A 13,002-nucleotide genomic window follows, 5' to 3' on the forward strand; every position below is an offset into this window, starting at 1 on the left:
CGGAGCGGGCCCGACGCGCGGGACCGCGGGTGCGGTCGCGGGAGGGCCGCTCTCACGCCGTGGGCGGGCCGGCGAGCTTCCGGAAGTCCCAGGAGGTGATGGCCTGCGGCGTCAGCCGCAGCCAGGCGTGGCGGCCGTCGTGCGGCATGGTGTCCATTGCGAAGTACTTCGCCGCGAACAGTCGCTCCGGAACGGTGAGTTCGGGGCACGGTTCGCCGGTGCGGGGGGCCTCGGCCACGGGTACGGCCTCGCCGGAGAGTTCGACGCCGCGCAGCTCCCCGTACTCCACCCCGTCGTCCACGACCACCGCGATCCTCGGGTCCTGGCGCAGCTGGGACCAGCGCAGGCTGCGGGTGATCGAGTACAGCCAGAGCGAGGTTCCGTCCCAGGTGAACCAGAGGGCGCCGACGTGCGGGCGGCCGTCCGCGGACACGGTGGCGACCCGGCAGGTGCGCTGCTCGGCGAGATAGGCGTCGCGGTCGGCGTCCGTCATCATGATCCGACGGCCCCGTCGCTGAATGGCGGCCATGTGGGCGCCCCCTCCCATTGTCTGACTGTGTGTCAGAAATCATGGGGTCTCTTCCCTCATCGCGCAATGGCGGTTAGCCTCGCGCGCCCCGTCCGCAGCAGAAAGGGGTCAGCCGTGCCGTCGAAGAACCGGCTCGTCGAGCAGCTCGATCCGGCCACCACCGTGCTCCTGACGGTCGAGTGCCAGCAGGGGGTCGTGGGTCCGGGGAGCGCACTGCCCGAACTGGCCGACGAGGCCCGCTCCTCCGGCGCCCTGCACCGCGTCGCCCGGCTGGTGGCGGCCGCGCACGAGTCCGGCGTCCAGGTGCTGCACGCGGTGGCCGAACGCCGCCCCGACGGGCGGGGCGCCAACAGCAACGCCCGGCTCTTCCGGGCCGCCGGCCGGCTGCCCGTGCAACAGCACCGCGGCACCACGGCGGTACGGATCGCCGAACCGATCGAAGTGGCCGACGAGGACCTCGTCGTACGCAGGCTGCACGGCCTCTCGCCCATCGCCGGCACCGATGTGGACGCGCTGCTGCGCAACCTCGGCTGCCGGACCCTCGTCGTCACCGGGGTCTCGGCCAACGTCGCCGTCCCCAACGCCGTGTTCGACGCGGTGAACCTCGGCTACACCGCCGTGGTGCCGTCCGACGCCATCGCGGGGGTACCTGCCGACTACACCCCCGCGATGATCCGCAACACGCTCGCCCTCGTCGCCACGATCACGACCACCGACGAGGTGCTGGGCTGCTGGCCGAACCGCACGTCCCGCAGCGCCGGTTCCTGAGGGACGGGATCCTCGTGCTGCCGGTGCCGCCAGCCGGGACGATCAGGATGTGAGCCTGATCGAGCCGCCCGAGACCGCGATCGTCATGGCGGGCAGCGGTTCGGTGGCGGGGCCGTGTGCCACGGCGCCCGTCGACGCGTCGAACCTGCTGCCGTGACAAGGGCAGTCGATGGTGCCGTCCGCGACGCGCGACACCGCGCACCCCTGGTGGGTGCACTTCGACGAGAACGCCTTGAACTCGCCCGCCTTCGGCTGCGTCACCACGACACCCCGGTCGGCGAAGACCTTTCCGCCGCCCTCGGGGATGTCGGCCGTCCGCGCCAGGGCGGCGTCACCGCCGTCCGATCCGCTGTCGGCGGGCTGGACCACATCCGAACCGCCCGATTCCTTCTGGTTGCCGCAGGCGGTGAGTACGGCAGCGACGGGGAGGGCTCCGCCGGCGGCGACAACGGCCCGCCGCCCTGGACGGCCCTCGTGGTTCTGCGCTGTGCTCATGATGGCTCTTCCCTTCCACGGTGTTCACGACTCAGGTGTTCACGACTCAGGTGTTCACGACTTCGGTGTACGACCAGGGGTACGCGCGGCGGGACCCCCGTGTTCAACACCCAGGGACTTCCCGAGGAAGTCCCGCTCCAGCAGCAACAGGTTGCCCGCCGCCTCCCGGGTGACCAGGTGACCGGCCCCGGACAGCGGCAGCACCGTGTGCGGCCGGCCCGCGGCCAGCAGCGCCGCGGAGAACCGCAGCATGTGGGCGACGGCCACATTGTCATCGGCAAGTCCGTGCACCAGCATGAGCGGGCGGGTCAGCCCGGCCGCCTCCGAGAGCAGCGAGTTGCGCTCGTAGTTCTCCGGCAGAACGTCCGGGTGGCCCAGGAACCGTTCCTCCCAGTGGGTGTCGTAGAGCCGCCGGTCGGCCGGTGCGGCACCGGCCACCGCGGCGTGGAAGACGTCCGGATGCCGCAGCACGGCGGCAGCGGCGAGATACCCGCTGAACGACCAGCCGCGCATGGCGACCCGGGTCGGGTCCAGCGCGGAACACCGCGCGGCGGCCGCGTGCAGCGCGTCGATCTGGTCGTCGAGCACAGCCGTCAGCCGGTCTCCGTGCACCGACTTCTCCCAGGCCTCACCACGTCCCGGAGTGCCCCGGCCGTCCGTCACCAGCACCGCGAAACCCTGCTCCGCGAACCACTGGGCGACCGCCACGAACCAGGAACGCACCTTGAGGACGACCTGCATGCCGTGGCCGGCGTACGGGCTGAGCAGCACCGGCAGCGGGCCGTCGCCCGGCCGGTGCCACGACGGCAGATACAGCCGGCTGCGCAGCTCCCGCTTCCCCAGGCTCAGCGCCGCGGGCCGCGGGACGACCAGCGGAGTCTCGGCGAGGACCGCGATCCGGCCCACGGGCGTTCCGTTCCGCAGCACGGTCACCGTCTGACCGTCCGGGGTCCTGCTGTCCAGCACCACGGTGGGACCGCCGACCGCGGCCGTGTGCACGCCGGGGGCCTCGCTGACCCGCACGGGAACGCCGGCGCCGTCACCGCGGGCCGCCGCCCCGTACGACCAGACATGGATCTCGGTCGGTTCCTCGCTCGCGGTGAAGAACAGCCGGTCGCCGCTGGATCCGACCACCTCGCGGACCTCCAGCCCCGGGGGCGTCGGCAGCCCGCCTATCTCCAGCCCCTGGGTGTCGCCGCCCGGCCGCGCGGGAACGACGAGCGCACCGGAGGGGAGCCGCGACGGCGTCCCGGGCCGCAGCGCGACCCACGCCCGGTCGTGGGCACGGCTCAGGACGCTCGTCCCTCCCGTGCCCGGATCCACCGCGAGCACGTGCACCGAACGCTGGTCACGCGTCTGCACGGAGACCAGCGGCCCGTGCCCGTCCCACGCCGCCGACACCACGTACTCGAACGACCGGTCCGTCCACGCCCCCTCGGGGTGGTCCGCGTCCGCCTCGCGCGGCAGCCGGACCGCGAGCCGCTCCCCGGACACCCGCACCAGGTGGAGCGAGACCTCCGCGTTCGCCGTGCCCGCCGCCGGGTACGCCATCTCGCGCGGGGGCCGCTCCGGATGGGCCGGATCGCTGATGTACCGGCGCCGCACCATCGAGGTGTCCACCCGCGCCACCAGCAGCGCATCGCCCCGGGGCGACCACCAGTAGCCGCGCGGGCGGTGGATCGACTCGGCCGACACGTGGTCGGACAGCCCGTACGTCACCCGGTGGCCGTCCGGGGCGGCGAGCACCCGGTCGTCCGCCCCCTGCGTCGTGACGGTCCGCAGCGTGCCACCGGACACGTACGCGACCAGCGTGCCGTCCGGCGAGGGACGGGGATCGACCACCGGACCGGCGGTCCGGATCCGGCGCGGAGCGCTCCCGTCGGTCCGTACGACCCAGAGCTCGCCGTCGAGTGCGAAGGCCGCGAGCCGCACCTGTGCGTCGGTCGCGTAGGACACCACACCGGACGACGTCTCGCGAGCCCGTTCGCGGCGGGCCTGTTCCTCAGGCGGTACCCGACCGCCCGCCGTACCGCCGTGCCCGGCCCCGAGCGGATCGGCGAGCAGCCGCTCCTTCCCGTCCTCGAACAGCCAGAGCCGGCTGACCTGGTCCGTACCGGACGTGGAACGTACGAAGAGCACCCGTGCGCCGTCCGGTGAGACGGTGAAGGCTCGGGGTACCCCGAGCGAGAACCGGTGGGTTCGCCCGAACTGCTCCGGGAACCGATGGGTGTCGTTCGTCGTGTCATCGGTCGCGGCACCGCTTGTCGGAATCATGGCGACACCATGACAGGTGGTTCTCCCGGCGACGGAGCGAGGGGCATGGACTGTCAGAGGTGTCTGCCACGCTGAGGGGTATGACACTGAGCAGTTTCAGCGACCTCGAGCAGGCCGTTCGCAGGAGTTGGGGCGCGGACACCACGACACCGGCACACCGGGCGGAGTGGACCCCGGACAATCCGGCGCGCGATCAGTGCGGAGTGACCGCACTCGTGGTGCACGACCTCCTGGGCGGCGATCTGATCCGCGGCGAGGTCCATGTGGACGGCCGGCGGGTGGACTACCACTGGTGGAACCGGCTGGGCATGGGCGTCGAAGTCGATCTCACCCGCGAGCAGTTCAGCCCGGAGGAGATCGTCGTCGGCGGGGAGGTGATCGTACGGCCGGCGGAGATCGTGCGGCTCCGTGAGGAGTACGAGCTGCTGCGCGGCAGAGTCCTGGCGGAGCTGCACCGGTAGGGGTCGGTGCGCCGCGGCGTCCGGTCCGCTAGTCGGGGCCGCAGTCGGTCAGACAGCCCTCGACGAAGAGCGAACCGGTGACCACGAAGGGGCCACCACATCGAGGTGCCCCTTCACCAGCAGGTCGCCATGGTGGAAGAACGGCTCGCGGATCTCCTGGCCGCCGATCAGCGAGCGGTTCGTACGGGCGTCGTCGCCGAGCAGCCGGCCGCACAACCGCGGTATCAGCGGCACGTGGTCGGGATCGGGGTCGGTACGCACTTCGGCGACGAGGTCCTGGAAGCTGCCGAAGTCCGGCCGGGTGAACTCCGTCAGCCAGCCGCTGTCGTCGGGAGTCCCGGCGGCCCGGCAGGCTTCGGACAGGGTCGCGCGCATCGCCTCCGCGCCCCGGCGGACGGCCGCCATGTCGATGGGCAGCGGCCCGCCCTCCACCGCGGAGCGTGCGACGGGGGCGGGAGTGACGGTCTCGAGGAGTGTTCTGTTGACCGGGTCGCTCATGGCAGGACTCTATGAGCCGCCTCCGATATCGATACCCGTACGCGGGTTCCGGCGGTCGTGGCTCCGCCACTGGCTGACGCCGGCTGAGGGCGGGACAGCTCTCAGGCCGTGTCCGGGGTGCCGTTGGCGGCGGACGGCGCGAGTGCGTCGCCGCGGGCGACGTCGAGCGCGGCACTGCGCCTGGTGAGCGTGCCGCTCTCCAGGCCGAGTTCGCGTTCGGCCGTGCCGACGGCCATCCGTGTGACCGCCTCGGGGCGTTCCGCCGCCTCGGTGTTGGCGTGTGCGCCGAGGCCGTCGATGACGACCAGGATCTGGATGGTCGCCACATACGGATCGGCGGTGCGGAACTCGCCGACGGCGACGCCGTCCCGGACGAGGTCCTCCAGGCGGCCCCGCCACAGCGCCTCCTGGCGGCCGACCCGGTCGCGCAGGGCGGGGCGGTAGCGGCTGAGGTGCCGGGCGTTGATCCACAGCCGGCTGATGTCGTCGTACGCGGCGCCCGTCGCGAGCGCGAAGAAGCGGGCGAGCCGGTCCGTGGGCGACTGTGCGGTCGGGGCCGCCGGGAGCAGCGTGTTCAGTTCGGCGCCGGCGGCGGTGCCGAACGCCTCGGCCACGAGGTCCTCGACCGCCGGGAAATAGTGGCTGATGAGACCGGGGCGGACGCCGAGCTGTTCGCCGATCCGGCGCAGCGTGATGCACTCCAGCCCTTCGGTCAGGGCGATGGCCGCCGCCGCGTCGACGATTTCCGCACGCCGGTCCGCCGGGGACTTCCGGATCCGCTTCCGCTGAGGGCTTGACGACATACCGGCGATACTATTGGCGGCGCGACCAATGAGCAACCGGCGGGTGGACCTGTGCCCGGCGGCGGAACGAGCCCCCGAGCCCCCGCGCCTCCAAGTCGCCGCCGTAACTGCCGATCGCGGCGCGCAGCGGACCCTAGCGTCGGTTCCTGCAAGCCATCACCGATGCCTTGGAGGACAGGGATGAACAACAGCATGCGCACCGCGGCCGCTGCCGCAGCCCTCGTTGCCGGTCTCGTCACGGTGGGCGGTACCACCGGTGCCGCCGCTGCCGAGCGTCCGGCGCGGATCACCGGCCAGGAGCAGCTCGCCAGAAGCATCGCCCAGGCGGTCGCGGCCGAGCAGGAGAAGGGTGCCGTCACCGATGGTGTCATCGGCGGCATGGTGCTCAACTCGACCGGCCCGCGTTCCTGCTGACGAATCGGAGGTGAGCACCGTGGACAGCACTGCGGACCCTGCCCGGGACGGGCGGGAAAGCCCCCTCAGATGGTGTCCGAGCGGCGATGCGAGCCGCCCGGAGAGCGTTGTTCTCGGCGTGCGGTCCGGGGAGCGGGACCAGGTCGCCTACCTGGCCGAACCCGTACCCGCCGCCGATGTTCTCGGCAGTATCCCGGAGGGGATCGCCCCCAACCGGGTGCTCCGGTTCGCCTCGCACTGCGTGTCGGACTGCGCGAACCGGGTCGGCGAGGCCTGCGGGCTGATCGAACGCATCACCACCGTGCCGGCCGAGCCCGGCCCGGCCGCGGTGCCACGGTGCCACCTCCGCCCGCACTGCAAGTGGTGGAACCAGGTCGGTGTCGAGGCCTGCCACCGCTGCCCGGCCCTGACGACACTGGAACCCCGCGACGACGAACTCGCCGTTCTCGTCGCGGACCCGGCGACCACCCGTGAACAACTGGAGAACTGGACCGCCGCCGCGCAATGAGCCGATACCGTTCACGGAGCCGGTCGACGGCCGGACCGAGAACATGAGAGAAGGGATGTCGTGGACAACTGGATACGGTGTTTCCGCCCGGCCCCCGACGCCGCGGCACAGTTGCTGTGCTTCCCGCACGCAGGTGGTTCGGCCAGCGGCTACGTCCCGCTGTCGACGCAGGTCGCGGGGACCGCGGAAGCATTGGTCGTGCAGTACCCCGGACGGCACGACCGCGTCGCCGAACCGTTCGCCGAACGGTTCGGCGAGGTCGTGCACGGGGTACTGTCCTCGCTCCCCGCGAGCGGGGGCCGGCCGCTGATTCTGTTCGGCCACAGCATGGGCGCGTTCCTGGCGTACGAGACCGCACGGCGCCTTGCGGCAGTGGGACGGGAGCCCGCGGCGCTGTTCGTCTCGGGCTGCGGGGGCCCGTCGCTGCCGCGGCGCGGGCGGCTGCCCGAACTGCCCAGCGACGACGAACTGATCAGGGAGATGCGGTTGCTGTCCGGCACGGACGAAGAGCTGCTGGCCCAACCGGAGATCCTCGCACTCGCACTGCCGCCGCTGCGCGCCGACTACGCCATGCTGTTCCGCAGCGTCCATGTCCCCGGGCCGCCGTTGCGCTGCCCGGTCGTCGCACTGACCGGCGACAACGACCCCCGGGTCGCCGTCGAGGCCGTACAGGCGTGGGAGCGGGAGACCGAGGGGCCCTTCGAGCGGCACGTACTGCCCGGCGGCCACTTCTTCCTGGGCGACCACCTGCCCCGCGTCGCGGAGCTCATTGCCGCGCACGTGCCCGGACGAACGGTGCGTACGGGCGTCTGACACAGCACAGCGCGACACAGCACAGCACGGCGCACAGGGCTTGGGCCCCGACCCTTCCGGGGCGGGGCCCAAGCCCTGTGCCTCGTCGCTCACTCCGCCTCGAACTCCGAGAGCAGGGCGTCGAGGGAGTCGTCCCCGTCCTGCGCAGTGACGATCCGGCGGGCCATCTCGTGCAGCGTCAGCTGCTCCAGGAACAGCGTGATCGGGACATCGAGGTCGAAGTCGTCCCGGAGACAGCCGACCAGATGGACCGCGGTCAGGGAGTCGCCGCCGGCCGCGAAGTACGTCATCTCCGGGTCGTCGGCGTCCTCCAGCCCCAGCGCCTCGGCGATCAGCGCGCGGATGTCCCGCTCCAGGTCGGCACACTGGCCGCCCTGCCCCGGCTGCTCCCCGCCGGGTGCGACCGGTGCGACGGGCACGAGGCGGTACGCGCCGTGGCTCTCACCGGCGAAGGGGTACGTCGGAAGCGCGACCCGCCGGCCGGCCCCCTCCCGCTCCACCTGCTCGCCCGCCAGCCAGGCATCGCCGAGCGGATCGGGCCCGCCGAGCCCCACCGCACCGCCCGAGGCCAGCTCGGCCAGCAGGTCCGCCGCCTCGGCCAGGTTTCCGGCCCGCACATAGCCGCGCACGGCCATCGGGGCACGGCCCACGTGGAGCGTGTGCGCGGTGTCGGCGAGGGACGGGGCGCCCGGGGCCCGCAACGCCCCGGCCAGCCGGCCGGCCACCGAGGTGAGGCCCTCCCGGGTACGGGCGGACAGCAGCAGGACCTCCGGCGCGCGCTCGGTCTCCGGCTGTTTGGCATCGGTACGCGGGGGCGCCTCCTCCAGGACCACGTGCACATTCGTGCCGCCGATGCCGACCGAGCTCACCCCGGACCGCCGGGGGCCGTGCTCGGGCTCAGGCCAGGGGGTCGCCCGCCCGACCAGGTGGAACGGTGAGTCGTCGAAGCCCAGTTCGGGGTGCGGGCGGCCGGCGTCGGCGTTCGGCACCAGCGTCGCGTGCTCCAGCATGAGTACCGATTTGATCAGCGCGGCCACGCCCGCCGCCGCGTCCAGGTGACCGATGTTCGACTTCACCGAGCCGATCCCGATCCGCCCGGTGCCCAGCGCCCCCTTGAACGCGGCGGTCGCCGCCGCCGCCTCGATACGGTCACCGAGCGCGGTGGCCGTGCCGTGCGCCTCCAGGTACTGGGCGTCGGCCGGGTCGAGACCGGCCGCCGCCCAAGCCTCCACGATCGCGGCGGTCTGCTGGTCGACGCCGGGCGCGGTGAACCCGACCTTGGTGGCTCCGTCGTTGGTGACGGCGCTGCCCCGGACGACCGCCCTGATCGGGTCGTTGTCGGCGAGCGCGTCGGACAGCCGGCGCAGTACCACCACGCCCACTCCATTGCCGGGAACGGTCCCGCCGGCCCGCTCGTCGAAGGGCCGGCAGCGGCCGTCCGGCGAGTAGATGCCGCCCTGCTGGTGGACGTAGCCCCGCTTGCGCACCGTGTCCACGGCGACGCCCCCGGCCAGCGCCGTGTCGCACTCGCCGAGCAGCAGGGACTGCACCGCGAGGTGCACCGCCGTCAGCGAGGTCGAGCAGGCCGTCTGCACCGTCAGGCTCGGGCCCTCCAGGCCCAGCCGGTAGGAGACCCAGGGGGCGAGGAACTCGCGGTCGGTGAGGATCCGCACCTGGAGCGCCCCGACGGACGCGGCGAGCCGAGGGTCGGTCTGCGCGGCCAGCATGTGCTCGGTGGGGCCGCCGCCGACGTACACGCCGGTACGTGCCGACCCGCCCAGCGGGCTGCGGCCGGCGTCCTCCAGCGCTGCCCAGGCCGTCTGGAGGAGCAGCCGGTGCTGGGGGTCCAGGGCCGCGGCCTCGGTGCGGTTGAAACCGAACAGCTCCGCGTCGAAGCGGTCCGCGTCCGCGAGATGGCCCTTGGCCGGTACGTGGTCGCGACGGCGCACCTCCTGCGGATCGGCGCCGTCGGCGATCAGCTCGTCCTCGGTGAAATCGGTCACCGAGCAGAGCCCGCCGAGCAGGTTCTCCCAGTAGGTGTCCAGGTCGGGGGCGCCGGGGAAGCGGCCGCTCATCCCGACGACCGCGATCGCGGAGTCGGCTGCGAGGGGCTCTGCGGCGCTTGCGTTCTCGGTCATCGTGTGGAGCCTTTCCGGGAGTTGAGTCGTCGGGCGGCGGCGGTGCGTCGTGCGTGCCGGTCACCGCCGCGCGCGGCGGCCGTGTCGGCGGGGGGAACGGTGGCGGGAGATCCGGCAGCGGCCCCGAGGGACGCCCGGTCGAGGTGGGCGGCCAGGGCGCTGACGGTGGGGTGACGGAACAGGTCGACCAGGCCGAGTTCGCCGTACGTACCCAGCTCGCGCAGGGCGGACAGGACGCTCAGCAGCCGGATCGAATTGCCGCCCAGGTCGAAGAAGTGGTCGGTGACGGCGACGAGTTCGAGGTTGAGCACCCGGGCCCACAGGCCGGCCACCAGCTGCTCGGTCGCGGTGCCCGCGACGGTGGTCGAACCGTCCGGCCGGCATCGCACGGTGGCGGGTTCCGGAAGCCGGGCCCGGTCGATCTTGCCGTTGCTGCTGAGCGGCATCTCGTCCAGGCGCACGAACACCTCGGGCACCATCGACCCCGGCAGCCGCCGGGCGAGATGGGCGCGCAGCTCCGCGTCCGGGGGCGCCGTCCCGTCCCGGCCCACGACGTACGCCACGAGCCGCTGCGCGGTGCCCGTGCCGCGGACGGTGGCCGCCGCCAGGGCGACGCCCGGCGCACCGGCCAGCAGGGTCTCGATCTCGCCGAGCTCGACGCGTACGCCGCGCAGCTTGACCTGGAGGTCGGAGCGCCCGAGGTAGTGGATGAGCCCCTTCGCGTCGATCCGGCCGAGGTCGCCGGTGCGGTACATCCGGGTGCCCGGTGCGCCGTGCGGGTCGGCGACGAACCGTTCGGCGGTCAGGGCGGGCCGGCCGATGTAGCCGCGCCCCAGCGAGGCGCCGACCACGTAGATCTCACCGGCGACCCCGGCGGGGACCGGCCGGAGCAGCTCGTCGAGCACGTAGACCCGGGCCCCGGGCACGGCGCCGCCGAGCACCACGGGCTCACCGGGGGAGAGGTCCCCGGTGGTCGCGTAGACGGTCACCTCGCTGGGGCCGTACGCGTTCACGATCCGCCGCCCCGGCGCGCTGAGCCGCTCCACCAGTTCGGCCGGGCACGCCTCGCCGCCGACCGCGACGGTCCGCAGCTCGGGCAGCTGTCCGGTCAGGTCGGGGAGCAGCATCGCGGCGGACGGCGGCAGGAACACATAGGTGATGCGGGAGTCCCGCAGCCGCTCCAGCAGCGCCTCGCCGATCCGCTCGTCCTCGCTAGGGACGTGCAGCTCCGCTCCGGCCACCCAGGGGAAGAAGAGGTCGGACACGGCGACGTCGAAGCCGAACGACACGAACTGCAGCACCCGGTCGCCGGCATCGACCGGGAAGGAGTGCCGGACCGCCCGGGTGAGGTTGACCAGTGCCCGGTGCTCGACGGCGACGCCCTTGGGGATGCCGGTGGAGCCCGAGGTGAACAGGACGTAGGCGAGGTCCTCGGGGGCCGGTGCGGTGCCGCTCGCCGTGGGCGGACCCGGTGTGACGGGGTCCGTGACGGCCGGACGGTCGACCCGGATGCACGGCACCTCCAGGCCCGCCGCCTTCTCCGCGGTCTCCCGGGAGGCCAGTAGGAGCCCGGTGCCCGAACTGTCCACCATGTGCCGGAGCCTGGCCTCCGGTTGGGCCTGGTCCAGCGGTACGTACGCCCCACCCGCGCGCAGCACGGCGAGGGCCGCGATGCCCTGGTCGGCCGAGCGGGGCAGGAGCAGACCGACCCGGAAGCCGGGCCGCACCCCGGCGGCGCGCAGCCGGGCGGCGAGCGCGTCGGCCCGCGTGAGCAGTTCGGCGTAGCTGAGGCGGAGTCCGCCACAGACCAGGGCGGTGGCATCCGGGCGTTCGGCCGCCCGGTCGGCGATGAGGTCGGGCACCAGGCGGTCGAGCGGCGCGGCCTCCGTGAGGCGGTCGGCGCCTGCGATGGTGCGACGGCGCTCGTCGGCCGGCACCAGGTCCACGGAGGACAGCGGTGCGGACGGGTCGGCGAGGAGACCGGCCAGCAACGTGCGGAAGTTGTCCGTCCAGCGGCGGACCGTCGCGGCGTCGAACAGGTCGCTGCGGTAGATGAACTGGGCGGCGAGTCCGGCGCCCCACCGCTCCACGAACAGGTGGAAGTCGAACTTCGCGGTGTCCAGCGTCAGCGCGAGCCGTTCGGTGGTGGCGCCGGTCAGCCGCAGCTGGGACGTGGCCTCGTCGTCGTAGCTGAGAGCCACCTGCACCACCGGGTCGTGGCTGGTCTCGCGGACCGGGGCAAGGGTGTCGACCACCGCCTCGAAGGGCGCGTCCTGATAGGGCTGCGCCGCCAGCACCGAGGCCCGGACGCGGCGGGTGAGCTCGTCGAGGGACGGGTCGCCGGACAGGTCCACCCGCATCGCCAGGGTGTTGGTCAGCATCCCGACCATCTCCTGGAGCTCGGGCCGCTCGCGCCCCGACGACGGGTAGCCGACGACCAGGTCCTCGCCGCCCGAGAGCCGGGAGAGGAACGCGGTGTACGCGGCGAGCATCGTCATGAACGGGGTGGCGCCCTGGACCGCGGCCACCTCGGCCAGGCGTTCCCTGACCTCGGTGCCGAGCAGGAATCGCTCGGTGCCGCCCGCGGCGGTGCGCACCGGCGGGCGCGGGCGGTCCAGCGGCAGCTCCATGGCGGTGGGCGCGCCGCGCAGCCGGTCGGCCCAGTGCTCCACGGAGGTCTCGAACGCGCCGTCCGCGGCACGCTCCCGCTGCCAGGCCGCGTAGTCGGGGAACTGGAGCGGGAGTTCGGCCGGCCGGTACGCCAGTCCCTGGGCCTCGTGCCGGTACCCCTCGGACAGCTCGTCCAGGATCAGCCCGAGCGACCAGCCGTCGCAGACCAGGTGATGGGCGACGAGGAGCACCCGGTGGCTGCCGTCGTCGACGGCGTACACGGTGCAGCGCAGCAGCGGCCCGGCGGCGGTGTCGAAGGGGAGGGCGGCATCGGCGCGCACCAGGGCGTCCGCACCGGCGGCGGACACGCCCCGCCGGACCGTGAGCGGCACCCGCCCGAGGGCCGAGACGCGCTGCGCCGGGGTGCCGTCGTCTGCGGTCCGGAAGACGGTCCGCAGCGCTTCGTGACGGGCGACCAGCGCATCCAGCGCGCGGCCGAACGCGTCGGTGTCCAAGGGCCCGTGCACCGCGAAGGCGACCGGCACGTTGTACTGGGGGGAGCCCGGGTTCAGCTGGTCGAGGACCAGCAGGCGGCTCTGGGCGTCGGAGGCGGGGAACTCGTACTCCTCGTCCCCGCCGCCCTCCCCGGCATAGAGGTCGATGAGCTCGATGGCGTCGACGGTCATGGTTC

12 protein-coding genes are annotated in these 13,002 nt (G+C 73.2%); 5 read left to right on the plus strand and 7 right to left on the minus strand.

The window, feature by feature from the left end; translation table 11 throughout:
• Positions 1 to 52: 52 nt before the first annotated feature.
• The gene (locus OHA19_RS33750; RefSeq protein ID WP_405710382.1) at positions 53 to 529 is read right to left on the minus strand and encodes a pyridoxamine 5'-phosphate oxidase family protein; all 477 of its coding nucleotides are present in this window, start codon (positions 527 to 529) and stop codon (positions 53 to 55) included.
• Between the two features lie 114 nt (positions 530 to 643).
• Here OHA19_RS33750 and OHA19_RS33755 point away from each other — a divergent pair, with 114 nt between their 5' ends.
• On the plus strand, positions 644 to 1,297 hold the full coding sequence (locus tag OHA19_RS33755; protein WP_405710379.1) for a cysteine hydrolase: 654 nt from the start codon (positions 644 to 646) through the stop codon (positions 1,295 to 1,297).
• Positions 1,298 to 1,339: 42 nt separating this feature from the next.
• Here OHA19_RS33755 and OHA19_RS33760 read toward each other — a convergent pair whose 3' ends face one another.
• Complete coding sequence (locus OHA19_RS33760; RefSeq protein WP_405710376.1) at positions 1,340 to 1,792, minus strand: Rieske (2Fe-2S) protein; 453 nt, start codon at positions 1,790 to 1,792, stop codon at positions 1,340 to 1,342.
• A 54-nt stretch (positions 1,793 to 1,846) separates the two neighbouring features.
• Positions 1,847 to 4,066, minus strand: coding sequence for a prolyl oligopeptidase family serine peptidase (locus OHA19_RS33765; RefSeq protein WP_405710373.1), 2,220 nt, complete (start codon positions 4,064 to 4,066; stop codon positions 1,847 to 1,849).
• 80 nt (positions 4,067 to 4,146) lie between these two features.
• Between OHA19_RS33765 and OHA19_RS33770 the strand changes: the two genes are divergently transcribed.
• Positions 4,147 to 4,527, plus strand: coding sequence for a hypothetical protein (locus tag OHA19_RS33770; RefSeq protein ID WP_405710370.1), 381 nt, complete (start codon positions 4,147 to 4,149; stop codon positions 4,525 to 4,527).
• A 48-nt stretch (positions 4,528 to 4,575) separates the two neighbouring features.
• Here OHA19_RS33770 and OHA19_RS33775 read toward each other — a convergent pair whose 3' ends face one another.
• Together OHA19_RS33775 and OHA19_RS33780 are read right to left on the minus strand one after the other, a co-directional pair.
• The gene (locus tag OHA19_RS33775) at positions 4,576 to 5,025 is read right to left on the minus strand and encodes a hypothetical protein (RefSeq protein WP_405752623.1); all 450 of its coding nucleotides are present in this window, start codon (positions 5,023 to 5,025) and stop codon (positions 4,576 to 4,578) included.
• A 101-nt stretch (positions 5,026 to 5,126) separates the two neighbouring features.
• A complete protein-coding gene (locus OHA19_RS33780) occupies positions 5,127 to 5,828 on the minus strand; it encodes a TetR/AcrR family transcriptional regulator (RefSeq protein WP_405710365.1) in 702 nt (233 codons plus the stop codon).
• Between the two features lie 180 nt (positions 5,829 to 6,008).
• Here OHA19_RS33780 and OHA19_RS33785 point away from each other — a divergent pair, with 180 nt between their 5' ends.
• Genes OHA19_RS33785 through OHA19_RS33795 form a run of 3 tightly spaced genes read left to right on the plus strand, consistent with a single transcriptional unit; the run spans position 6,009 to position 7,563 of the window.
• Positions 6,009 to 6,242 carry a hypothetical protein gene (locus tag OHA19_RS33785; protein WP_405710362.1) on the plus strand — a complete coding sequence of 78 codons (234 nt, stop codon included), beginning with the start codon at positions 6,009 to 6,011 and terminating at the stop codon, positions 6,240 to 6,242.
• 19 nt (positions 6,243 to 6,261) lie between these two features.
• Positions 6,262 to 6,750, plus strand: coding sequence for a hypothetical protein (locus tag OHA19_RS33790; protein ID WP_405710360.1), 489 nt, complete (start codon positions 6,262 to 6,264; stop codon positions 6,748 to 6,750).
• A 60-nt stretch (positions 6,751 to 6,810) separates the two neighbouring features.
• Entirely contained in the window at positions 6,811 to 7,563 is a 753-nt protein-coding gene (locus OHA19_RS33795) for a thioesterase II family protein (protein WP_405710357.1), read from the plus strand.
• An 89-nt stretch (positions 7,564 to 7,652) separates the two neighbouring features.
• Here OHA19_RS33795 and OHA19_RS33800 read toward each other — a convergent pair whose 3' ends face one another.
• Complete coding sequence (locus OHA19_RS33800; protein ID WP_405710354.1) at positions 7,653 to 9,701, minus strand: beta-ketoacyl synthase N-terminal-like domain-containing protein; 2,049 nt, start codon at positions 9,699 to 9,701, stop codon at positions 7,653 to 7,655.
• Positions 9,698 to 12,997, minus strand: coding sequence for a non-ribosomal peptide synthetase (locus OHA19_RS33805; protein WP_405752625.1), 3,300 nt, complete (start codon positions 12,995 to 12,997; stop codon positions 9,698 to 9,700). The genes OHA19_RS33800 and OHA19_RS33805 overlap by 4 nt, the downstream gene beginning before the upstream one ends.
• Positions 12,998 to 13,002: the final 5 nt, after the last annotated feature.

The organism is Streptomyces sp. NBC_00012, assembly GCF_045040875.1.
GTDB lineage: Bacteria > Actinomycetota > Actinomycetes > Streptomycetales > Streptomycetaceae > Streptomyces.